Here is a 23298-nt window from a genome sequence, read left to right on the forward strand (position 1 = left end):
ACTCGGGGGACTGTTTGCTACTCTTGGGAAGACGACGTCGCCCAGGAACACCCCCCGAGTTCCGCGGACGGCGTCGTCTTCATTTTTCCCGTCGGCTTTCCGGTGCCGATCAATCCAGCTGGCCACCCTGCGCGACAGTCCCATCCTTCGCCGGCGGCTCGGGGGCGTCCGCGTAGGGCACCGACAGGTCCAGGGCGTGCGGGCCGAAGCGGTCCGCGAGGAAACGCTCGTGGGCCAGCAGCCGGTCGGCCTCGTCCCGGCTCGCGGCCTCCGTCGCCTCCCTGGCCACCTGCTCGAGCAGCGTGAGCTGGTCGAGCAGGACCTGCCGCGGGGTGCGTCCGTCGGGGAGCCGATGGCTGCCGGCGAACGCCCGCGGCAGGCTCAGGTAGGCCTCCAGCGCCGTCGGCAGGTAGTCGTCGACCAGCCGCTCGATCACGAAGGCCTCCGGCGAGCCGCGGCGTAGCAGGTCCGGGCGGTCGAACAGCTCGCCCAGCGTGGTCGCGAGCTGGTCGACCGCCTTGATCACCTCCGACGGGGCCCGGCCGATCAGAGCGTGCCGGCGGGCCTCGACGGCCGCGCGCAGCCGGGCGACGTCGACCCGGTCGTCGTACGGCTCCTCGTCGGGTGCCGCGGCGGCGCGGCTCGGGAAGACGAGCGCCCCGGCGGCGTACAGCGCGCCGACGCCGAGCGGCCACCACGGCGCCGGCACCACGCCGGTCACGCCGAGCGTCACCCCGACGATGCCGGCCAGGCTGCCCGCGGCGTTGCGCCCCGAGGTCAGCCAGCCGACCAGCGGGTTGCGCCGGCCCGTGCCGCCCGGCTGCTCGCTCCCGCCCGCCTCGTCGTGATCGCGGTTCCTACTGGTAGCCACGGATCTCCCGGAACACGTCGGAGAGGGAGACGCCCGGCGCGGTGGCGTCGAAGACCGCGCCGCCGGTGCTGGTCGCGATCTGGGTGAGCGCGGCCCGGTCCGCGTCGCCGAAGTCGACCGCGAACGTGCGCACGCCCCGGACGTCCGGTGGCCGGGTGTTGTACCGGGCCAGGAAGCCGGCGGAGTCCAGGCCCCGGTTGTTCTCGCCGTCGGTCATCAGCACGATCGAGGTCAGCGCGCTCGGGTCCGCCTTCATCCCGGCGGCGGCCGTGGTGTACGCGGCGTCGAGCGCGGAGTAGATCGCCGTGTTGCCGCCGGCCCGCAATGCGGCGCCATAGTCGGAGATCGCCTTGAGATCGGCCGACCCGGGGGTCGGATCACTCACGGTGAACTGCCTGGTGGCGGTGACCTTGTCGTTGAACGTGATGATCGTGACCTGTTCGCGGGCGCGGAACCGGGCGAACCGGCCGGAGAGGCTGTCGTCCGCCCCGGTGAGACCGGTGAGCGCCTGCTGCAGGGCCGCCAGCCGTGGGCCCTCCATCGAGCCCGACGTGTCCAGGACGTAGATCGCGCGGGTGGGCCGGCGGTACTGGTCGAGGTAGGCGGCCAGCAGCTGGTCGGCGACCTGCTCGGTGGCCGGGAACGGCAGCTCGGCCAGCGCCCGGGTCCCGAACCGGGAGTCCAGCGGCACACCGGGCACGGCCGGGCGCCGGCTGGTCTGGTCCTGGAGGCGGCGCTGCACCTGCGGCGAGCGCAGCCAGTTCACCACCCGGGTGTACTCGTCCCGGCGGTTGTCGGCCAGCAACGCCATCGGGTAGTCGGCGGTGATCACCCCGTCGCTTGGCCGGATGATCGTGAGCGGGCCGGCCGCGCCCGAACGCTGCAACGACAGCAGGACCGACTCGTAGTTGATCATCGCGCCGACGCTGGCGGGCGCGGCCTTGACGAAGGCGTCCGTCAGCCAGCCCGAGCTGCCGGCGGTGAGCACCTGACCGGAGAAGAAGCTCTTCAGCGCGTCCGGGCGGATGTCGGAGGCCTGCAGCGCGTCCGCCGTGCCGGCGAAGGCCGCGGCCACGCCGACGAGCGCGGAGAAGCCCGAGTTGGACGCGGCCGGGTTCGTCATCGCGTACGTGAGCTGGCCGGAGGCCACCTTCGCCGCGATGTCGGCCCAGGTCACCTTCGTGTCACCGGTCCAGCCGAACTGGGTGGCCAGTGGGGTACGCACCCCGAGCACGACGGGGGAGAGCATCACCGGGTTCCGGGCGAGTTCCTTGGCCGAGCCGCCGGGCAGCAGCCGCAGGTAGCGGTCGGAGGAGAACCAGGCCGCGTCGGCGCCGGCGGTGCCGTGCAGGATCCGGTCGGCGCCGTCGAGCGTTCCGGTGTAGCTCAGGGTGACGGTGATGCCGGTGGCCTTCTTGAGATCCGGCAGCAGCGGTTCGAGGTCGGACAGCTCCGAGCCGGCGAGGATGCGTAGCGTTCCCGGCTTGCTCGGTGGTGGGCTGGTCGTGCTGGTTGCCTTGGTACCGCTCGAACCCTGGGTGCAGGCGGCGAGCGCCAAGGCCAGCAGGACCGCGACGGCGCCGACGGCCCGCGTGGCGCGCGCTCCCGGCCGAAGCCGGTTGGGCACGACGGCCCGGTCAGCCCCGGCCGGGCGGGCGACGCGGCTCATCCGCCCGACCCCTGCCGGTACTTCGCGTCGATGCGCTTGATCATCGTCTCCGAGATGTTCTGGGTCGGCGGGTCGACGACGTTGACCAGCTGGGGTGGCACCGTGATCGCGGCCTGCTTGGAGCTGCTGGTCATCCGAGCCACGTCCGCGGTGCGGAAGCCGAAGAACGCGGCCCGGTCCTGGAGCTCCGGGTCCGTCGTCAGCAGCCGGCCGACGGCGTCGCCGGCGTCGGTCAGCGGGACGACCGTGTGCTTGGCGTAGATCGTCGGGCTCGGGTACATGAGCACCCGGCCGCCGGTGATCGAGCCGTCCTTCGCGAACTGGCTGGCCCGGAACTGAGACTCGTAGATCATGACCATCGGCGTCTTGCTCATCCCGATCGACAGGTAGTCGGCGTACGGCTCCTGGGTGGTCGAGTCGAGGAAGCCCTGGAGCAGGAAGAGCGGCGCGAGCGTGTCGGCGAGTGTCGTCGCTGTAGCGGGGTCCGCGACCACGTTGTTGTCGTTGGCGACGTAAGACGCCAGCGCGAGGTAGAGCGCGGCCGAGTTGGACGTCCGCACGTCCGTGGAGCTGATCAGGACCGACTTGTCGGTGGGGTAGTCGACGTTGCCCTTCAGCTGCGACCAGCGGGTCTTCTTGGCGACCAGGTCGAGATAGGTCTTCATGTCGAAGAACGTCGTGCCGCTCTTGTCGGTCTGGGTGACCCCGGCCGTGGCGAGCAGCCGCTCGATCGGGGTGAAGGTCGCGATCGCCATCGGCGTCGAGAACGGGGTGTAGCTGGCCCGGGTCACGCCCTGGTTCTGGCGGATCTGCTCGGCCTGGGTCGCGTTCGACGGGAAGGCGATGTCGTAGTTGGTCAGCTTCCGGTTGACGATCTCGCGTGACCCGGCGGTGTCGACGACCAGCTTGTAGCCCTCGGTGGCCAGCCGGGCGGCGACCTTCGGGTCGTTGAGGTAGGGCGCGGTCTCGGACCCGGCCAGCACCCGCACCGTCTTGAGCCCGGTAGCTCCGCCCGCGCCGTGGCCGCCGCCGACCAGCCGCGGGACGACGGCGAGGCCAATCACCCCGAGCACGAGGACCGCGGCGAGCACCGGGCCGACCACGCGGCCGTTACGGCGACTCGTAGCCACCCGGCCGCCCCCTTGTCTGCTGTGGGGAGGGGCTCGTCCCCTCCCAGGACGCCGCGGCGTCCAGTGGCGTCTGCTCGATCATTTGAGGCGGATCGTGCCAGACAACCCGGCGGCCGGGATGTCCGGGAGACGACTGCGGCGGGCGTTGTCACCGGAAGTTCATGTAATCGACCGGCCTCGTCCCGGCAGGAATGTCCGGTGCGTCTGGGATGACGGCCCGGTGAGTGGGGAAGGCTGGGGCATGTGGACCATCCGACGCAGGCTGGCGGCTTCCTCGCCAGAGTCGAGAGCCGGGTGTGCCAGTCCTGGATGGTGCTTCCACCTCGTTAGGGTCGCTTTCGGATGAGCTCAGCATTCCGCGCACTCGGTGGCCGCGGCCCCCGCGCCGCCGCCACGTCCTCCCCGTCGGCCACGCCCTCCGCCGGGCCGGCTGCCGTCGCCGACCGGCCGGTCGATCCGTCCGAGGAGGCCGTTCCCGCACGCCCGCGCCGCCCGCGGCTGCTGCACGGCCTGCGGGCGCCCTGGTGGCTGTGGGTGACCCGCGCTGCGCTGGCCGTCGTCGCGTTGGTCGTCGTTCTCTCGCTGGTGACCATCGGCGAGGTGTGGTGGGCTGGCGTGCAGGACCAGCGACCGCGGTCGGACGCGTTGGTGGTGCTGGGCGCGTCGCAGTACAACGGCCGGCCCTCGGAGGTCTTCCAGGCGCGGCTCGACCACGCGGCCGAGCTGTACCGGGCCGGCGTCGCACCGCTGGTGATCACCGTCGGCGGCAAGATTCCCGGCGACCACTACACCGAGGCCGGTGTAGGCGCGACATATCTGGAAAAGCAGGGAGTACCGACAAGCGCGGTGCTCGCCGTGCCGGAAGGGCGGGACACGCTGGAGTCGCTGATCGGGGTGGCGGGGGAGATGAACACCCGCGGCCTGCGGCGCGCAGTGATCGTGACCGACCGCTGGCACAGTCTGCGCTCGGTCGCCATGGCCCGTGACCTCGGGCTGACGGCGCACAGCTCACCGACGGTCACGGGACCGGCTAACCGGGGTCTGGAGACGCAGGTCCGGTACATCATCCGGGAGGCGATCGGCTACCGCTTCTACGAGATGTTCCACCGCGCGACGCCGTCGGGCGCCAGCCGGCCCGCCGTCTGACCGCCCGTCAAACCCGCCGGGACTATTTGGTGTCGGCCGCAACAAAGCACCGTCGGGGGCTGTTGCCCCGGCGGCGCCGTGTGGTTCGCTGGTCACGGTGCGCGGGCCGTACCTCGCGGCTGGATGTGGATCCGGCGCCGCGGGCGCCGATAGAACGCCTGCCCCGGCTGATCCAGCCCGGCGCGGCCCGGCGGGATGTGACGCAGACCCGTCGTCTCGGCGGGCCGGAAGCCGATCGTGACGCTGGTACGGTTCGGAATCGCCAGGACAGATCACCAAAGAACAGATCGCCAAGAGGCCGGAAAGTTGCGACGACCGACGGCGGGCCACCGAGGACCCGTCGGGGTCGCGGTGGAGGAGGCAGGCGTGGCAAGTCCCGTGTCCGAAGCGGCGGGCATCGCCGATCTGGAGACGGTTCGCGAGCTGGCGGCGCAGCTGAGGGTCGACTCGATCCGGTCCAGCACGTCGGCCGGCTCCGGGCACCCGACGTCGTCGATGTCCGCCGCGGACCTGCTGGCCGTCCTGGTCGCCCGTCACCTGCGTTATGACTGGGACAACCCCAAGGACCCGGCCAACGACCATCTGATCTTCTCCAAGGGGCATGCGTCCCCGCTGCTGTACTCGGTGTACAAGGCCGTCGGCGTCGTCACCGACGAGGAGCTGATGACCGGCTACCGCCGGTTCGGCCAGCGGCTGCAGGGCCACCCCACGCCGGTCCTGCCCTGGGTGGACGTGGCGACCGGGTCGCTCGGCCAGGGCCTGCCCTACGGCGTGGGCGTCGCGATCGCCGGCAAGTACCTGGACAAGAGCCCGTACCGGGTCTGGGTGCTGTGCGGCGACAGCGAGATGGCCGAGGGCTCGATGTGGGAGGCCCTCGACAAGGCGCACGTGTACGGCCTGTCGAACCTGATCGCGATCGTCGACGTCAACCGGCTCGGCCAGCGCGGCGCGACGGAGCTCGGCTGGGACCTGGACACCTACGCCCGGCGCGCGGCGGCCTTCGGGGCGCACACGATCGAGATCGACGGCCATGACGTCGACGCGATCGACGCCGCCCTCACCGAGGCCGACGGCTTCGACGGCCCGGTGGTCATCCTCGCCAAGACGATCAAGGGCGACGGGTTCAGCGAGATCGCCGACCACGAGGGCTGGCACGGCAAGCCGCTGCCGGCCGACATGGCCGAGCGCGCGATCGCCGAGCTCGGTGGCGAGCGCAACCTGCGCGTCCGCGGCCCGGTGCCGGGTCCCTCGCTGCCCCGGCCGGCCGCGCCGGTCAACGGCACGGTCACGCTGCCGACCTGGGAAGTCGGCACCAAGGTGGCTACCCGGAAGGCCTATGGCGAGGCGCTCGCCGCCCTGGCCGCCCGTGGAGACGTCGTCGTCCTGGACGCCGAGGTGAGCAACTCGACGCACGCCGAGGACTTCAAGAAGGTCGCTCCCGAGCGGTTCTTCGAGATGTACATCGCCGAGCAGCAGCTGGTCGCCGCGGCGGTCGGTCTCGGCGTGCGGGGCTACGTGCCGTTCGCGTCGACGTTCGCCGCGTTCCTGTCCCGGGCGTACGACTTCGTCCGGATGTCGGCGATCTCGCACGCGAACATCCGGCTGTCCGGCTCGCACGCCGGCGTGGAGATCGGCCCCGACGGCCCGTCGCAGATGGCGCTGGAGGACCTGGCGTCGCTGCGCGCGGTCCACGGCTCGACCGTGCTCTACCCGAGCGACGGACCGAGCACGGCGAAGCTCGTCGCCGCGATGGCCGACCTGCCGGGGATCAGCTACCTGCGCACCACCCGAGGCGCCTACCCGGTGCTCTACGGCCCGGACGAGCAGTTCGCGCCCGGTGGCTCGAAGGTGCTACGACGCTCGGACTCCGACGTCGTCACGCTGATCGGCGCGGGCGTCACCCTGCACGAGTCGCTCGCCGCGGCCGACCTGCTCGCCGCCGACGGCATCTCGGCGCGGGTGATCGACCTCTACTCGGTCAAGCCGATCGACACGGCCACGCTGGCCGAGGCCGCGCGGGCGACCGCCGGGCGGCTCGTCGTCACGGAGGACCACTGGCCGCAGGGCGGTGTCGGCGGCGCGGTGGCCGAGGCACTCTCCGACGGCACCGTCCCACTGAAGCTGCGCCACCTCGCGGTCACCGACCTCCCCGGCTCGGGCACCCCCGAGGAGCTCCTCGACTTCGCCGGCATCTCGGCGAAGCACATCGCCGCCGCCGCCCGCTCCCTGCTCGCCTGACGGAGCCCCACCGCAAACGAGCAATGCCTGGTGGTCCGCCTAGAGCTTCAACCGGCGACCACCAGGCATTACTCAACCGATGGGACTCTCAGCCGAGACGCGAGCAGAGGGCCCGACGCTGGACAGGCGCGCGCCTCCGCACTCCTCCCACCCCCGAACCACGTTGGGGAGGGCGCTCAGCGCCCGAGCCGGCGAAAGCGTCCCGCGGGCGCTCCGCGCCCGTTCGGGACGCTTCGCCCCCGCTCGGGCCTAACCGTCCGCTGGCTTGGGGGACTCCATGAAGGTCATGTCCAGCAGGGTGATGTAGACCTGGTCCGGCTTCGGGATGTAGGGCAGCTTCTTGAGTGCCTGGTCCTGGCCGGCCGACTCCACGTTGAACTCGCCGTAGCCGAGGACCCGGCCCAGTGGGTCCCGGGTGTACGTCATGTCGGTGATCGCCTTGAGCGGCATGGTCTTCGCCTGGCGCACGAACACGCCGGACACCTTCACCAGCCGCTTGTCGGTGATCATCAGGTGGTCCATGTGCCACTCGGTGATCCGCCAGAGGGCGCGCAGGATCATGAACAGCGCGATGTACCACAGCAGTGTGGTCACCAGCGAGGCGCCGTCCCCCCGCACCGACAGGAAGATGTTGACGGCCAGGGCGAGGACGACCGCTCCGACCGTCTCGGCGACGACGCGCAGCAGGACGGCCCAGTGCAGCCGCACCATCGACACGAGCTGCTCCTGGGACGCCAGGTACTTCATGTCGCGGTTGGCGGGGTCAGGAAGCCGGAGTCTCACCACGTCAACAGTCTCCCAGACCGGTCACGGGCTCGGCGCGGGATTAGAGCGCCGTCTGGGTGACGAAGTTGGACACTCCGTTACCGATGGACTGAAGGCCGTCGATGCCCTTGGTGATGATGCTGGCCGCACTGTCAGGCTGGGTCACCACGAAGAAAAGCACGAACGCGATGATCAGATACTTGACGATGTTGTTCACGGCGGGCCTCCGGGCCGAGATGTAAAGGTTGCGGCACAAAGTATCGTCGTTGCGAGGCCCCCGGGGAGGCCAATCGCCCCATACGCTCGGCCTCGTGGTGCGGTCCCCGATGACCTGGTACGACGACGCTGATGGCCAACGCCGCCTGAGTGAGCGTTCGAAGGCTACACCTGACGACCGTGGCTGGTTCGCCCGAGATCGGGCCCGCGTGCTCCATTCCAGCGCACTGCGCCGTCTCGCGGCAAAGACGCAGGTCATGGGCCCGCTCGACGACGACTTTCCGCGCACCAGGCTGACGCATTCGCTGGAGACCGCCCAGATAGGGCGCGAGCTCGCCTCCGCTCTTGGCGCAGATCCCGACCTGGTGGATGCGGCCTGCCTGGCACATGACCTTGGCCACCCACCGTTCGGACACAACGGAGAACGTGCCCTGAACGTGGCCGCCGCGGCGTGTGGCGGTTTCGAGGGCAACGCGCAGAGCTTCCGCGAGCTGACCAGGCTGGAGGCCAAGACGGTCGACGAGGCCGGTGTCTCCGGCGGGCTCAACCTCACCAGGGCGACCCTCGACGCCACCCTGAAGTACCCGTGGACGCGCTGGGGGAGCGGCGCGACCGGGCCGGCCGGCGCGGCCACGGGGTCGGGCTGCTCCGGGCCGGATCTGAGCGCGCGCAAGTACGGCGTCTACGACGACGACGCCGCCACGTTCGCCTGGGTGCGCGAGGGCGCGCCCGACGGCCGGCGCTGCCTGGAAGCACAGATCATGGACTGGGCGGACGACGTCGCCTACTCGGTGCACGACCTGGAGGACGGCGTCGTCGGCGGGCTGGTCGACCTGGCGGCCATCCAGTCGCCGGCCGGGCGGGCCGAGCTCGCCGCGTACACCGGGGACCTCTATGCCGCGGACACCGCCGAGATCGCCGCGGCCCTGGCCCGGCTCGCGGCGCAGCCCTGGTGGGGCGCGCCGAGCGTCGCGTCGGTCCAGGGGCTGGTCGCGCTGCGCCGGATGACCAGCGAGCTGGTGGCCCGGTTCTCGGCGGCGGCCCGGACGGCGACCCGGCAACGGTTCGGCCCGGGCTCGCTGCGCCGCTACGAGGCCGACCTGGTCGTGCCCGCGGCGGTCCGGGCCGAGTGCGTCGCGCTGAAGGGCGTCGCCTGGTACTTCGTGATCGGCCTGCGTTCCGGTGACGCGCGCCGGGCGCGGCAGCGCGAGGTGGTCGCCGAGCTCGTCGAGCTGACGGTGCGGGGCGCGCCGGACTCGCTCGAGCCGCTGCTGCGGCTCGCGTGGCGCGCTGCCGCGGACGACGCGTCCCGGCTGCGTATAGTGATCGACCAGGTGGCGCGCTACACGGACGCGAGCGCGACCCGCAAGCACGCCGCCCTGCTAGGCCGCCCGGTTCCGCGTGCCCTCTAGGCCGTGGTCGCGCCCCGCGGGTGCCTCGTGGCGGCCGCTGGCCCGCTGGTCCCCGCGGATCGGCCGTGCCAGCCGTACCGCCGTGTCCCGATCTCGGGACGGCGAGTGCGATGACCCTCCGTCGTCGCGATCGATCTGGCATGATCGGTACTGTCGCGATGCAGACAAGTACCATCGGCCTGTAGGGCTTGCGTGGGTCACGCTTGTGTGAGCGACAGTCGCGCGGTGGCACGGTTCTGTGAAACAGGGCCGGGTCGGTGCCGCGCGGTGGTGTCGCCACGGGCTCCCGCGCGAGCTGTGCCGCAACGGGGACCTGTTGCGCGACTGGGACGAGGACTGGGCGGGCCTCGAACGGGGTGAAGGTGACCCCGGCGGGGTCCGTGCCGTGTGCGCGGGAGGGATCGGTGGCCGGACTCATCCGCGACGCGGACATCGCCCTCGTCCGCGAGCGGGCCCGCATCGAGGACGTCATCGGGGAGCACGTCCAGCTGCGTCCGGCCGGCGGCGGCAACCTGCGCGGGCTGTGCCCGTTCCACGAGGAGAAGACGCCCTCCTTCAACGTCAAGCCCTCGACCGGCGTCTACTACTGCTTCGGCTGCCAGCAGGGCGGCGACGTCATCGGCTTCGTCCGGGCGATCGACGGGCTGAGCTTCCCCGAGGCGATCGAGCGGCTCGCCCGCAAGGCCGGCGTCACTTTGACCTATGAGGGCGGCGGGACGACCAACCGGTCGGTGACCAGCCAGCGCCAGCGGCTGCTCGACGCGCACCGGGCCGCCGCCCAGTTCTACGCCGAGCACCTTTCGACGGCGCCGGCGCGGGCCGGCTGGGACTTTCTCGCGGCCCGCGGGTTCGACGCCGAGGTGGCAGGCCATTTCGGCGTCGGCTATGCCCCGCAGGGCTGGGACGAGCTGTCCCGGCACCTGCTCGCCCGCCGCTTCACCGCCGAGGAACTGGTGCTCGGCGGCCTCGCCAAGCAGGGCACGCGCGGCGGGCTGGTCGACCGCTTCCGCCACCGGCTGCTCTGGCCGATCCGCGACCTGTCCGGCGACGTCGTCGGGTTCGGTGGCCGCCGCCTCGCCGCCGACGACGAGAAGGCCGGCCCCAAGTACCTCAACAGCCCCGAGACGCCGCTGTTCAAGAAGGCGAGCCTGCTCTACGGGGCCGACCTCGCCCGCCGCGAGATCGCCCGGCGCTACCAGGTGGTCGTGGTCGAGGGCTACACCGACGTGATGGCCTGCCACGTCGCCGGCGTCACGACCGCGGTGGCGACCTGTGGCACCGCCTTCGGCTCCGACCACGTCGGAGTGATCCGTCGGCTGCTGTGGGACTCCGACGCCCAGCGCGGCGAGGTCATCTTCACCTTCGACGGTGACGCCGCCGGCCAGAAGGCCGCGATGCGCGCCTTCGAGCACGAGGAACGGTTCGTCACCCAGACCTTCGTCGCCGTCGAGACGACCGGGCTGGACCCGTGCGACCTGCGGCTGGCCCGGGGCGACGCGGCGGTGCGGGAGCTGGTCGCGGCCCGGGTGCCGCTGCTGGAGTTCGCGCTGCGCGGCGTGGTCACCCGTCACGACCTCAACAGCGTCGAGGGCCGGATCGCCGCGCTCGACGCGGCCGCGCCGATCGTGAACCAGATCAAGGACTGGTCGCTGCGGCAGCGCTACGCCGTCCAGCTCGACCGCTGGACCGGGTTCAACGACGAGGCGTTCGTGCTGCGCCGGGTCTTCGAGCACCCGTCCGCGCCGGCCCCGGAGACGGGCCGCCGACCCGGCCGGGACGCGGCCGGTACGGCGGCGGGTGGCCCCGCGGCGCCACGGGCCGGCGGGCGCGCGCCGGCGGGCGCCGCGCCGGACGACGCGGCGGTGATCGTCGAGCGGGAGACCCTCAAGATCGCGCTGCAGCACCCGGGCCTGGCCGGGCCGATGTTCGACCAGCTCGACCCCGAGGTGTTCACGCTCGCGGACCACCGCGCGGTGCTCGGGGCGATCGCGGCCGCCGGTGGGGTGTCGGCCGGGCTCGCCGCGGCCGGGGACGTGCCGGCCTGGGTGGGCAGGGTCGTCACCGCGACCCCGCACGAGCCCGTCATGCGCCTGGTCAACGCGCTCGCCGTGGAGCCGATGCTCGTCGATCACGAGGTGGACGACCGCTACGTCGGCAACCAGATCGCCCGCGTCAGGGAACTCGCCGTGACCCGCCGGATCACCGAGCTGAAGTCGCGGGTCCAGCGGCTCAACCCGGTCACCGACCCCGAGGCGTTCAACCGTGACTACGGCGAGCTCATAGCGCTGGAACAACACAAACGCGAGCTCCGGGAACGGGGCCTCGGTGGCCCGTGACCCGGCCCGCGCTCAGTCGGCCACCAGCCTGAAACAGGGTCGATCCCGCCGAGAAGGAAGTGACGAGATTCCACCCATGCGCACCCAGACCACCGTCCTGCCGCGCGTAGCCCAGGTCGAGGAGATCAAGGATCTCATCACCAGGGGCAAAGAGGCTGGCTTTCTCACCACCGACGACATCACGGTGGCGATCCAGGCCGCTGAGCTGCCGCAGGAGCAGGCCGAGCAGGTCCTGACGCTCCTGAACGACGAGGGCATCGAGGTGCTCGACCCTCGGGCCGACTCCGCGGAGACCTCCGACCTGCTCGCCCGGCGTCGCCGTGAGGAGGAGGCGCTCAACGCGAAGGCGCCGACCTCCGACCCGGTGCGGATGTACCTCAAGGAGATCGGCAAGGTCCCGCTGCTGACGGCGGCCGAGGAGGTCGACCTCGCCAAGCGGATCGAGGCGGGCCTGTTCGCCGCCGAGAAGCTGGGCGGCGGCCGGCGGCTGACCGTCGCGCTGCGGGTCGACCTGGAGGCGGTGGCTCGTGACGGCGACGTCGCGAAGCGCAAGCTCGTCGAGGCGAACCTGCGGCTGGTCGTCTCCATCGCCAAGCGGTACGTCGGCCGGGGGATGCTTTTCCTGGATCTGATCCAGGAGGGGAATCTGGGTCTGATCCGGGCGGTCGAGAAGTTCGACTACACCAAGGGTTACAAGTTCTCGACGTATGCGACGTGGTGGATTCGGCAGGCGATCACGCGGGCGATCGCGGATCAGGCGCGGACGATCCGTATTCCGGTCCACATGGTCGAGACGATCAACAAGCTGATCCGGATCCAGCGGCAGCTTCTCCAGGACCTGGGCCGCGAGCCCCTGCCGGAGGAGATCGCGAAGGAGATGGACCTGACCCCGGACAAGGTCCGGGAGATCCTGAAGGTGGCCCAGGAGCCGGTCTCGCTGGAGACGCCGATCGGTGAGGAGGAGGACTCCCACCTGGGTGACTTCATCGAGGACTCGGACGCGGTCGTCCCGGTGGACGCGGCGAGTTTCCTGTTGTTGCAGGAGCAGTTGGACTCGGTGTTGCACACGTTGTCGGATCGGGAGAAGAAGGTCATCCAGCTGCGGTTCGGGTTGACCGATGGGCATCCTCGGACGTTGGAGGAGGTTGGTCGGGAGTTCGGGGTGACGCGGGAGCGGATTCGGCAGATCGAGTCGAAGACGTTGTCGAAGCTGCGTCATCCGTCCCGGTCGCAGAAGCTGCGGGACTACCTCGAATAAGGTGACGCCGCCGGAACGGGCGCTTAGCGCCCGCCGGCCACGTCACCTCGGGCGCTGAGCGCCCTCCAGCCCCCGACATCCGATGGCGTGGATGTCGGGGGCTGGTGGCGTATCTGGGTTGGCTTCGTGGCGGGGTTGCGCTGTTTGGTGGTGCTGGGTTGCGCTGTTCGGTGTTTCTGGGTTCGGCGGTGCTGGGTTGTGCTGTTCGGTGTTCCTGGGCTCGGTGGTGGTGGTGGTGGGTCGCCGTGCCGGCAACCCTGCGGTGGCGCAGGGTCATTTTGGTGGCGCGGGTTCGATAGTCTTGCGCGCACGATCGTTTGCTCAACGTGTTGGCGGCCCTGCTCGGCCTGCACGGCCCGCTCGGCGTGGCGGTGGGCGGGGCCAGGCAGACAGCTATGCAGGTAGTCCGCTGTGACGGGGGTCACATGGCAGTGGACGGGTATCGTGCCGATTCCTGGCGCGACCGGGGAACCCGGGTCGCGCTTGTCGACAACCATTCCTTTCTGCGGGTAGGTCTCGCGGCCCTGCTCGCCGAGTTCGACGACCTGGAGGTCGTCGCCTCGGTCGGCAGCGTCGAGGAGCTCGACGTCCATCCCGGTGTGCCACCGGACGTGGTCGTGACGGAGCTGAACTTCGCCGGCGGCATCACCGGGCCGAAAGCGGTCCGGTATCTCTGCCAGCAGGGCTACCGGGTCCTGCTGGTCACCGCCGAGACCGACGCCGAGCGGCTGCGGCTCGGCCTGGAGGCCGGCGCCAGCGGCTACCTCGGGAAATCCGGCGACGGCTCGCTGCTGCGGTCCTGCATCAAGGCGGCCGCGGCCGGTGACCGGCTGCGGTCCGACCTCGTGGTGAAACGGCTGAGCGCCCGGGCGCCGAGTGCCTCCCCGATGCTGTCCGCCGCGCTTGTCGAAACGGTCCGCCTGGTCGCCAGGGGAATGGACAACGCGGCCATCGCCCGTAGCCGTGGCGTGAGCGTCGGCACCGTCAAGAAACAGATTCAGGAGGTGCGACGCCTCTACCAGCGCCAGGGCCTGGACGTCAGTTCCCGGATCGCGCTGCTGGACGCCGCTCGTGGCCTCTTTCCCGACGAGGTCTGACCACTGTGAGACACGAAACCCCGATGAGGCATGACCGTGGTCGCTAACCCTGCCCGTCACGAGAGCGCCACCGAGGCCGCCGGCCTCACCCGGATCACCTCCATCCTGCTCACCGCGGTCGTCTCCGGCGTCGAGGGCCCGCCGCGATGGCGTGACGTCGTCGTCCGGTTCCGCGCGGACGCGACCGTCGGCGACCTGCGGGCCGCCCTCGCCGGTGAGCAGCCCGGGGCCGCCCCGGCCGCGGCGGGCTGGCTGCGCCGCAGGGTCGATCCGGAGGCCGGCCTGCTCGTCGACGGGAGGTACCGGGACCCGGCCGAACCGCTCACGGCCGTGCTGCGCCACGGGGTGCTGGTCGCGCCGCGGGCCGCGCTCGCGGCGCCCGACGCCGCCCCGGGCGGCTTCGACGCCGGCCCCGGCCAGCGCGAGGTCGCCGTCGTCGGCGGTCTGTGGGCCGGGGCGGCGGCGCCCCTCGGCGCCGGCGAGGTCGTCGTCGGCCGTGGCTCGGTGGCTGGCCTGCGGGTCGACGACCCGAACCTCTCCCGCGCGCACGCCCGGTTCGACACGGCGGGCGGCCGGGTGAGGGTGCGGGACAACGGCTCCACGAACGGAACCCGGGTCGGCGGCCAGGGGATCGACGTCGCCGAGCTGACCGACGGTGACGTCGTGGAGCTGGGCGGGAGCGTGCTCGCCGTGCGCCCAGCCCCGCGCAGGGACGCCGACCTGGCCGTGGACGGGCCGTTCCTCCGGTTCAACCGGCCACCCCGCACCCTCGACCAGCCGCGCTGGCGCACGATCGCGATGCCAACCCCGCCGTCGCCTCATCCGAGCCAGAGCCTCGTCGCGCCGGCCGCGGCGCTGGTCGTCCCGTTGGCGACCTTCGCGATCCTGTACTTCATGCACGCGCTGCACGGCGCGTTCGTGTACATCATCCTGCTGGCGCCGCTCGCCGGGCTCGTCACGTTCTTCGGGCAGCGCCACTCCGGCCGCCGTGACACCAAGCGGGCGAACGTCCAGTACCAGGCGGCTCTGGCCCGGGCCGAGGCCGACCTCGCGTTCTCCCTGGACGCCGAGGCGAAGCTGCGCCGCCACCGGTCACCCGACGCGGCGACCGTGCTCGCCGCCGCCACCGGGCCGACCCACCGGCTGTGGGAGCGCCGCCCGGATGACGACGACGCGCTGCGGCTGCGCCTGGGCACCGCCGACCTGCCGGCCGGGACCAGCGTCCGCCACCCGCCGGCCGTGCCCGGCGTGACCGAGCAGCCCGACCCGCCGACCGTGCCGAACGTGCCGGTCCACGTCAGCCTGCCCGAGGTCCGGGTGCTCGGCCTGGCCGGCGACGACGAGGCCCGCAGGCATGTGGCCCGCGGCCTCGTCTGCCAGCTCGCCGGCCTGCACGCGCCCAGCGAGCTGCGGCTGACGGTGCTCGCCCCGGGCCGCGCCGCCGACTGGGCCTGGGCGTCCTGGCTGCCCCATGCCCGCGAGCACCTTGACGTGCCCGACGGCCGGGTCACCGTCGCCTGCGACCAGGCCAGCATCGCGGCGGAGCTCAACCGCCTCGTCGCCACGGCGGCGGCCACCGCCCGCCGCAACGGGGACAGCCCGCTGCCGTCGCTGGCCGCGAGCGGCGGCGGATTCGGCGATGCCGCCGGCGAGACACCGCCGGTGGTGCTCATCGTCGACGGCGCCCGGGCGCTGCGCGACAACTCCCGGCTGCGGGTACTGCTGCGGGACGGCCCGTCCAACGGGGTGTTCGTCATCGCGCTCGAACGTCAGCGCACCGCCCTGCCGGAGGAGTGCCAGGCCACCTGCGAGCTGGCCGATGACGGCCACGCCACCCTGCGCCGGACCGGCCGGCCGGAGATCGAGCTGCTCGCGGACGGCGTCACGGCGCCCCACGCCGCCCGGCTGGCCCGCGCGCTCGCGCCGCTGCTGGTCTCGACCAGCGACACCCGCGCGTCCATCCCGTCGAGGATCGGCTTCCTGTCGGCTCACGGCCGCACCGCCCTGACCGCGGACGACGTCGTGCGCGGCTGGGCCGACGACCCCGAGCGGCTGCCGGTGGCGACGCTCGGCGTGTCCGGCAAGGGCGCGTACAGCATCGACCTGCGCAACGGCCACGACGGCCCGCACCTGCTCGTCGGTGGCCGCACCGGCATGGGCAAGAGCGAGGTGCTCGGCACGATGATCACCTCGCTGGCGCTGCGGCTGCCGCCGAGCGCCCTGGCCTTCCTGCTCATCGACCTCAAGGAGGGCTCGGGGCTCGCCCCGTTCGCCGCGCTGCCGCACACCCTCGGCCTCGTCACGAACGTCGGCAACGCCTCGACGAACGTCGAACGGGTGCTGACCTCGCTGGACGCGATGCGCACCAGCCGCCAGCAGGAGCTGACGGCGGGCGGCGGCAACCCGAACTACGACGACTACGTGGCGAACCGGCGCGGCCGGCCGGTCGAGATCCCCCGGCTGGTGGTCGTCGTCGACGAGTTCGCCGAGCTGCGCGACAAGTACCCCGATGCCCTGGAACGGCTGATCTCGATGGCCCGACTCGGCCGCAGCGCCGGCATCCACCTCGTCCTCGGCACCCAGCTGATCAGCCGGCACGTCACCGGCGACATCGCCGGCAACGCGAACCTGAAGATCTGCCTCACCGTCGACGACCCCGCCGAGAGCCAGGCCGTCGTCAACAGCCGGGACCCGGCGATCTGGCCCGACCGGGTTCCCGGCCGGGCCGCGGCCCGCTCCGACCTGGGCTACGCGATCTTCCAGGCCGGCTGGCTCGGCGCGCCCGCGCCGGTGGCCGCCGGACCGGCGGCGCTGTGCACGGTCGAGCCGTTCGAACCGGCCGGGCTCGTCGCGCCGACCGGTTCGGGCGGGCTGGCCGGCGCCGCGAGCCCGGCCGCCGACGCGGCGGAGACCGAGCGGGACGTCGTGTTCGCGGCGCTCGCCCTGGCTGCCGACGCGGCGGGCGAGCGGCCGGACCGCGGGCTGAACCCCCCGCTGCCCGCGACCCTGCTGCTGGGCGAGGTGACTCACCTTGTTCCGACGGCGCCCGGCCCGCAACTGGCCGCCGGCGACGTCGGCCCGCGCCTGGCCGCCGGTGATGTCGGCCCGCGCCTGGCCGCCGGAGGCCCGGTGGGGCCGCCGCGGCTGGCGCTCGGTCTGGAGGACATTCCGGGCCGGCTCGCGCAGCCGCCCTACTGGTTCCGGCCGCGCGACGAGGGCCACCTGCTGGTGCAGGGTGGCTCGCGCAGCGGGCGCACCACGCTGCTGCGTTCCGTCGCGCTCGCCGCCTCGGCGGCCTACCGGGCCGGCGACCTGCACCTGCACGTCGCCGACTTCGCGGGTGCCGGGCTCCGCGACCTGGGCGCGCTGCCGAACGTCGGCACGCTCGTGGAGCTGGAGGACACCGACCGCGTCACCCGGCTGCTGCGGCTGCTGGTCGACGAGCTGCGGGCCCGCCAGGAACTGCTCGCCGCGCACGGCGTGGGCGACCTGACCGAGGCGCGGGAGCGGGCCGCCACCGACCTGCCCTACGTGCTCCTGCTCGTCGATCGGTATGACCTGTTCTGGGAGAGGTACTGGGAGCAGGACAACGGCGCTCTGGTCACCCAGTTCGACACGCTGCTGCGCGACGGGCCGGCCGCGGGCATGTGGTGCGTCGTCACCACCGGCGGCACCGGGCTGGCGGCCCGCAGCAACCTCGGCATCCGCGACCGGCTCCTGCTCCCGATGGCCAGCCGCGACGACGCGGTCAACGCCGGCCTGCGGATCGACCTGCCGGTCCCGACGGCGGCGGGCCGTGGCTACCGGCTGCCGGAACAGCAGGAGGTGCAGGTCGCCATCGTCGCCGAGCCGGACCAGGCCGCGGCCGTCGCCGGGTTCGCGGCGGCGCTGGTCGCCCGCGACGCCGACCTGCCGGGCGCCACGCGCCCGGCGACGATCGAGCCGCTGCCCGCCGCGATCAGCGCGGCGCAGCTGGAGAACCTGCGGACGGGCCCGCCGCCGGCCGGCCAGGCCGTCGTGACTCTGGGCGCGGGCGGCACCGTCCTCGGCCCGGTCGACCTCGACCTCGACAGCGCCGGCGGCTTCCTGGTGATCTCCGGACCGCCGATGTCCGGGCGCAGCACCGCCCTGCTGACCGTCCTGCGGTCCCTGACCGCGCGGGGCGGCTGGTCGCCGATCGTGCTCGCGCCACGGCCGGGCCCGGTCCGCGACCTCGCCGTCGCGGCGGACGGCACGGAGCCCGAGTTCCCCGTGCTCACCAGGCCGGAGGACGTCGCCGCCAAGCTGACCGATCTGATCGACGCGGCGGCGTCCCGGGTGGTCCTCCTCATCGACGACGCGGACCGGTTCTTCGACGGGCCGGCGGGCGGCGTCCTGAACACGCTCGTCAAGGACGCCTACGACCGGGGGATCGCGGTCGTCGCGGCCAGCCGGCCGGACGCCTGGGCCCGCGCGTTCCGCAACTGGGGCGAGGAGGTCCGCCAGGCCCGCACCGGCGTGCTGCTGTGGCCGCGCAACTCGACCGACGGCGAGCTGTTCCAGCTCGGCCCGGCACTGGCCCGCGGCGTCCCGGGCTCGACCGGCCTGGTCGGCGAGGGCCGCGGCCTGCTCGTCGTCCGCGGCCGCTTCAGCGCCATCCAGATCGCCACCCCGTGACGAGCCGGGTCCTGGGCCTGGTGGTCAGTCCCAGGACCCGGCCGCCCCGGCCAGGCTCAGGCCGCGCCGGGGAGGCCCTCCTGGATGCTGTCGAACAGCTGGCGGCCGGAGGCCGGGGTGAAGGTCAGAACGGCCTCGGGGTCATCCGGGTCGACGGGCTCGGCCGGGACCTCCCAGAGCCCGGCCTCACCGGCGTCGATCCAGGCGGTCACGGCGCCTTCCAGCCGCCCGCCGTCCAGCCGGTAGTGCGAGGAGATCACGTAGGACGGGCCGCCCGAGGCGAGCACGGCGGCCAACGCCGTCGCGGCGGTGGCTCCGAGGGCCGGGGTCAGGGTGGCGACCGCCGTCGCCAGGTCACCCCGGTCCGCCGCCGGGCCTGCCTCCCTGAGCACGTCGACCGGCACGGTCAGCGCGGCGCCGTCCCGCCGCGCGGAGGCTGACTCGACCGGGACCGCGTCGATTCGGCGCAGGCCGGTGTACGCGACGATCCGACCGATCAGCTCGTCGAGCGCGAGCTCGCGCAGCTCGTACACGGCGCCCGCGTGCCCGGTGACCTCGACGACCGCCTCCGGCGTCGCGTACCAGGCGGTCGTCGAGAGCGTGGCGGTCGGCTGGTCGGCGTCGTGCGCGTCGATGGCCGCGCCTGGCCCCGCGACCGTCGTCCGGTGCAGCCGCAGCACGAGCTGTGGGCTGGCGACCAGAGACAGCAGCGCGGCCAGCCGCGGGTCGACCCCGACCCCACCCTGGGCGCGGGCCACCAGCCGCCGAGCCGCCAGGCCGTGTACGGCCGTGCTCGCGACGTCCCGCTTTGGCCAGGCGGACAGCCCACCGACGAGCAGCGTCAGCTGCTGATCTGAAAGGCCCTGGATCGAGCCGAGGACGATCAGCTCCTCGCGGCCGAGCCGGAACAAGCCTCGCTCGGCGACCTCGGCGACCTCGGCGACCTCGGCGACCTCGGGCGTGGGGCTGCCGGTCGTGCGGCCGGGGTCGGTGACTGACCCGGTGTCGTTCACGGACTTCCTCCTGACGGGGCGAAGGGGGCCACCCGTCGCCGGGTGGCGACCGGCGGCGGCGGGACGGTCAGAACGGGTTCAGCGCCTTGAGCGCGCCCTTCACCGACTTCGTGGCACCGGAGACCACCTCCTCGCCACCCTTGACCGGGTTGCCCGTGAGAACGTCGGCGACGCCATGGGCAGCCTGGGCGCCGCCGGTCACCACGCCCTCGGCGCCCTGGACCACGCCGGCCACCCGATGTTCCGCGTACCGCGTTCCGGTATCCCAAGCTGTCTCGATCCCGTAGCCGATCGCCTCGCGGTGGTCGTAGAGGTACTTGCCGCCGACGGCGACCCCCGAGATCACGAGGCCGGCGCCCGGGTTGACGAAGGTGACCAGGCCGCCGACCGTCGACAGGGTGTCGAACCCCACGTCGGCGTAGTCGACCTTGCCATCCCTGGGGTGCTCGAGGTCGCCATAGACCTGGAGGGCGCTGAGCCCGACGCTGACACCTCCGAAGACCTTTCCGGCCATGCCGAACTTGCCCAGCAGCGCGGCCTTGCTCGCGGCCTCCTCGCCGATCTCGGCCTCGGCCGCGGCTTCGGCGGCGATCTCGCCCTTGGCCTCGGCGGCCACCTCGGCGGTGGCCTGCCTGACGTCGCTCCCGTAGGCGCCGAGCTCCTTGGTGATCTCGTCGAGTTCTCCGTCGACGGACCTGAAGGCCCGTAGCCCTGCCTTCAGCCCGCCACCGGCCGCCTCGATACCCTCGCCGACGGCGTCGCCGAGCAGGAACCTCGACAGAGCGCCGGCCGCGGACATGGCGAGGCCGGTCCCGGCGACGATCTGATGCTCGGCAGCTATCAGGGACATCGCGAACCTGTCGGCGTCGCCAAGGGCGCCGTCGATGCTCTGAAGACGGTCGATGACCTTCCAGAGCCACTTGTCAGGTGAGGTGGGCACGGGTTGGCCATCGGCGCGCAGGAACTCGTCGCGGCTGCGCGTGACGCCCTGCGCGTCGTCGCCGAACCGGTGGGCCACGCGCAGGACCCCGTCGGGACCGCCCGCCAGGTGGACGAGCTGGTCGACGACCTGGGAGATCCCGATGCCGTAGGCCGCGAGCAGTGACAGACCCGCGGTGACGACATGGGTGCCGAGCGTCGTGGACAAGGACATGATCTCGCCGCCGTCGGCGGCGCATCCCGCGGCGAGTGTGTCGAGCTCGGGGGGATCAACAACGATGCGTGCCACGTCGTCAGAACCTCACTCCGAGGGACGCGATTTTGGACGCCAGCGGGCCCCAGGCGGGGCTGCCACTGGTCGGCAGACTGGCGGAGGTGATGCCGACAGCATGCAGCAGTTCGCCACCCACGCCCGACATCACCGAGTGAATCCGGCGTTCCAGACCCTGGAGCCGGGCGAGCTCCTCGCGGTAGCTCGCGGCGGCCCGACGCAGGTCGGCGGCCAGGTTGTACAGCGCGATCGCGTCGCCGTCGCACTCCCGTTGGCGGTCGGCCATGGACGATCGGAACCTCTCGGCGGAGGTGCCCTGCCACTGGGCCTGGCTCGCGCGGCGCGTGGCGTCGTCACCGATGTCGGCGATCCGGCGGGCCGTGGACTCGGTCAGGGCCGCCAGCCGCTCGATCGACGCCGGGTCGAGCGGCGACACGTCAGGCCTGCTGGTCGGCGTGCAGCGCGTTCTGCAGCGCGGTGTCCACGTCCCGGCCGGCGTCGACCAGCGCGGCGGCGAGCTTCTGCAGCATCGGGGCGTACTGGGTGTGCCAGTCGTTGCGGAACATGGTCGGGACGTTGCCCTGCCAGTCCTCCTGGGTGTTGTCGACGTCGCTCTGCAGAGCCCGGGTGAGGGTGTCCAGGTTGGTGCTCTGGGTGTTGAAGCTGGCCTTCAGGTGGATCAGGGTGTCCGGGTTGACCACGATGCGGGCCATTGCCATCTCCTTGGCTTGCTGGTCGCGGCCGGTGCTCCCGGTCACGGGCGGCCCTCTGGCGCGCCTGGAGATGTTGTATGCGCGACACCCGGCCACCGGCCATGGGCCGCGCGGGGAAGATCTCTGGCCTGGCATACCCCTGGGGAGGTACTCGCGGGCTACCCCCCGGGGAGCTACTCCCGCGTCGGCCAGCCGCCGGAGGCCGCGGGGAGCGTCCGGGGCCGGTCCGGCGCCGGGCGCTGTTCCGGGGGCGGGGACGTGACCGGGGCCGCCGGTGCCGTGCCGCCGGACGGGACGGCGGGATCGGGCGGGGCCGGCACGCGGTCGAGCAGCACCTGGAACACCGCGCGCCGGTGCTCCTCGGGGCGGGTGACCGACTCGGCCCACTCGGCGCCGCGCCGGCCGGTCCTGGTCAGCCGGGCCCGGTCACGCAGCAGGCCGACGAGAACGTCTGCCAGCGCCGCCGGCGACTCGTCGACGGGCGTCGCTCCGGTGACCCCCTCCTGGTAAGCGTCGCGGGAGCCGCCGAACGCCGGGCCGACGACCGCGCAGCCCGCCAGCTGGGCCTCCAGCAGCACGGTGCCGTAGCCCTCGCCGCACGGCCGGGGCCCGGACGGCCTGGTCCTGGTGCACAGGGCGAACAGGTCCGCGGTCGCGTACAGCCTGGCGAGCGCCTCGTCCGTTGGCGACTCGTCCAGGTCGGCGTCGGGCGTCGCCGACAGCAGCTCGTGCAGCGCGCCCGGCGCGGGGCCGCGGCCGGCGACGACCAGCCGCACCGGTCCCAGCTCGTCCCGTACCGCCGTCAGCGCCTCCACCAGCGTCGCGAGTCCCTTGTCCTCCCAGGCGGCCAGCGGGAACACCGACAGCACGGTCGGCACCGGGGTGTGCGGGCGGCGGCGGCCTCCCTCGGCCAGCAGGGCCGCCCGCCAGGCGGCCGGCACCCCGGGCGGCAGCAGCCGGGCGAGGCCCAGCCCGGCGAGCGCGCCCGCGCTGAACGAGCTGATCGTCACCGGGCGCAGCAGCGGGTGGCGGGTGAGCAGCGCCCGGTCGGCCGGTGGCATCCGCCAGATGTCCGCGCCGTAGCACAGCACCGGGACGCGGCGGGCGCCGCCGAGGGAGGCCGCGCCGGCGGCGGCCTTGACCAGGTCCGGATGGCCGACCACAAGGGCGTCGAGCCGGCCGAGCCGGCGCGTCGTGCCGGCCACCCGCCGGGCGAAGTCGACCCTGGCAGCGAGCTGGCCGCCCGTGCCCGGGTCCGCGACCGGCGGGTGGTTGAGCCGGGTCAGCGCGGCGCCGCCGGCGATCAGGGCCTCCTCGACGGCGGCGACGTACCGGTCGACCCCGCCGCCCGTCCCGTCCGCCGCGGCCAGCAGCAGCACTCGTGGCGCCCCGGCCGCCGGCCCGGCGGAGCCCGCCGGCCCCGGTGGGCTCGAGGCCCCTGGCCGTCTGGTGTCCGGGGAGCCCGACACCCCGGTCCAGGGGGACACTGACCGCAGACTGCGCACCGACGAGGATCCTTTGTCCGACCCGACCGAACAATGTGTCATCTGACCATCGCGGATTGTAGT

General features: G+C 72.8%; 17 protein-coding genes. 7 read left to right on the top strand and 10 right to left on the bottom strand.

Features of this window, described 5'->3' with window-relative positions; translation table 11 throughout:
* Positions 1 to 109: 109 nt before the first annotated feature.
* Genes FRAEUI1C_RS11020 through FRAEUI1C_RS11030 form a run of 3 tightly spaced genes read right to left on the bottom strand, consistent with a single transcriptional unit; the run spans position 110 to position 3670 of the window.
* Positions 110 to 871 (bottom strand): hypothetical protein, encoded by a 762-nt coding sequence (locus tag FRAEUI1C_RS11020; protein ID WP_013423372.1) that lies wholly within the window; start codon positions 869 to 871, stop codon positions 110 to 112.
* Entirely contained in the window at positions 858 to 2540 is a 1683-nt protein-coding gene (locus FRAEUI1C_RS11025; RefSeq protein ID WP_013423373.1) for a vWA domain-containing protein, read from the bottom strand. The genes FRAEUI1C_RS11020 and FRAEUI1C_RS11025 overlap by 14 nt, the downstream gene beginning before the upstream one ends.
* Positions 2537 to 3670, bottom strand: a complete 1134-nt coding sequence (locus FRAEUI1C_RS11030) for a hypothetical protein (RefSeq protein WP_013423374.1) — start codon at positions 3668 to 3670, stop codon at positions 2537 to 2539. Before FRAEUI1C_RS11030 ends, FRAEUI1C_RS11025 begins: the two co-directional genes overlap by 4 nt.
* A 342-nt stretch (positions 3671 to 4012) precedes the next feature.
* Here FRAEUI1C_RS11030 and FRAEUI1C_RS11035 point away from each other — a divergent pair, with 342 nt between their 5' ends.
* Both FRAEUI1C_RS11035 and FRAEUI1C_RS11040 read left to right on the top strand, forming a co-directional pair.
* Positions 4013 to 4816, top strand: coding sequence for a YdcF family protein (locus FRAEUI1C_RS11035; protein WP_013423375.1), 804 nt, complete (start codon positions 4013 to 4015; stop codon positions 4814 to 4816).
* Positions 4817 to 5182: 366 nt separating this feature from the next.
* Complete coding sequence (locus tag FRAEUI1C_RS11040) at positions 5183 to 7054, top strand: transketolase (RefSeq protein ID WP_013423376.1); 1872 nt, start codon at positions 5183 to 5185, stop codon at positions 7052 to 7054.
* 249 nt (positions 7055 to 7303) lie between these two features.
* Here the strand turns inward: FRAEUI1C_RS11040 and FRAEUI1C_RS11045 are convergent, their stop codons facing one another.
* Together FRAEUI1C_RS11045 and FRAEUI1C_RS40175 are read right to left on the bottom strand one after the other, a co-directional pair.
* Positions 7304 to 7840 carry a PH domain-containing protein gene (locus FRAEUI1C_RS11045; protein WP_013423377.1) on the bottom strand — a complete coding sequence of 179 codons (537 nt, stop codon included), beginning with the start codon at positions 7838 to 7840 and terminating at the stop codon, positions 7304 to 7306.
* Positions 7841 to 7880: 40 nt separating this feature from the next.
* Entirely contained in the window at positions 7881 to 8036 is a 156-nt protein-coding gene (locus tag FRAEUI1C_RS40175; RefSeq protein WP_013423378.1) for a hypothetical protein, read from the bottom strand.
* Positions 8037 to 8145: 109 nt separating this feature from the next.
* Between FRAEUI1C_RS40175 and FRAEUI1C_RS11050 the strand changes: the two genes are divergently transcribed.
* From FRAEUI1C_RS11050 to FRAEUI1C_RS11070, 5 genes are all read left to right on the top strand, one after another.
* Complete coding sequence (locus FRAEUI1C_RS11050) at positions 8146 to 9447, top strand: deoxyguanosinetriphosphate triphosphohydrolase (RefSeq protein WP_013423379.1); 1302 nt, start codon at positions 8146 to 8148, stop codon at positions 9445 to 9447.
* Positions 9448 to 9851: 404 nt separating this feature from the next.
* Positions 9852 to 11783, top strand: a complete 1932-nt coding sequence (gene dnaG / locus FRAEUI1C_RS11055) for a DNA primase (protein ID WP_013423380.1) — start codon at positions 9852 to 9854, stop codon at positions 11781 to 11783.
* 76 nt (positions 11784 to 11859) lie between these two features.
* Positions 11860 to 13041 (top strand): RNA polymerase sigma factor, encoded by a 1182-nt coding sequence (locus FRAEUI1C_RS11060; protein ID WP_013423381.1) that lies wholly within the window; start codon positions 11860 to 11862, stop codon positions 13039 to 13041.
* Between the two features lie 425 nt (positions 13042 to 13466).
* On the top strand, positions 13467 to 14138 hold the full coding sequence (locus FRAEUI1C_RS11065; RefSeq protein WP_013423382.1) for a response regulator transcription factor: 672 nt from the start codon (positions 13467 to 13469) through the stop codon (positions 14136 to 14138).
* Positions 14139 to 14168: 30 nt separating this feature from the next.
* Entirely contained in the window at positions 14169 to 18794 is a 4626-nt protein-coding gene (locus FRAEUI1C_RS11070; RefSeq protein WP_041259189.1) for a type VII secretion EssC family protein, read from the top strand.
* Between the two features lie 56 nt (positions 18795 to 18850).
* On the opposite strand, the gene FRAEUI1C_RS11075 is transcribed toward FRAEUI1C_RS11070, so the two are convergent.
* The 5 genes from FRAEUI1C_RS11075 to FRAEUI1C_RS11095 all read right to left on the bottom strand — a co-directional run bounded on the left by FRAEUI1C_RS11075 (position 18851) and on the right by FRAEUI1C_RS11095 (position 23235).
* Positions 18851 to 19807 carry a hypothetical protein gene (locus FRAEUI1C_RS11075; protein WP_013423384.1) on the bottom strand — a complete coding sequence of 319 codons (957 nt, stop codon included), beginning with the start codon at positions 19805 to 19807 and terminating at the stop codon, positions 18851 to 18853.
* Between the two features lie 67 nt (positions 19808 to 19874).
* A complete protein-coding gene (locus tag FRAEUI1C_RS11080; RefSeq protein WP_013423385.1) occupies positions 19875 to 21035 on the bottom strand; it encodes a hypothetical protein in 1161 nt (386 codons plus the stop codon).
* Positions 21036 to 21039: 4 nt separating this feature from the next.
* Positions 21040 to 21453 (bottom strand): hypothetical protein, encoded by a 414-nt coding sequence (locus FRAEUI1C_RS11085; RefSeq protein ID WP_013423386.1) that lies wholly within the window; start codon positions 21451 to 21453, stop codon positions 21040 to 21042.
* Position 21454: 1 nt separating this feature from the next.
* The gene (locus FRAEUI1C_RS11090) at positions 21455 to 21730 is read right to left on the bottom strand and encodes a WXG100 family type VII secretion target (RefSeq protein WP_013423387.1); all 276 of its coding nucleotides are present in this window, start codon (positions 21728 to 21730) and stop codon (positions 21455 to 21457) included.
* Positions 21731 to 21903: 173 nt separating this feature from the next.
* Positions 21904 to 23235, bottom strand: coding sequence for a glycosyltransferase family 4 protein (locus tag FRAEUI1C_RS11095; protein WP_013423388.1), 1332 nt, complete (start codon positions 23233 to 23235; stop codon positions 21904 to 21906).
* Positions 23236 to 23298: the final 63 nt, after the last annotated feature.

The organism is Pseudofrankia inefficax, assembly GCF_000166135.1.
Taxonomy (GTDB): domain Bacteria; phylum Actinomycetota; class Actinomycetes; order Frankiales; family Frankiaceae; genus Pseudofrankia; species Pseudofrankia inefficax.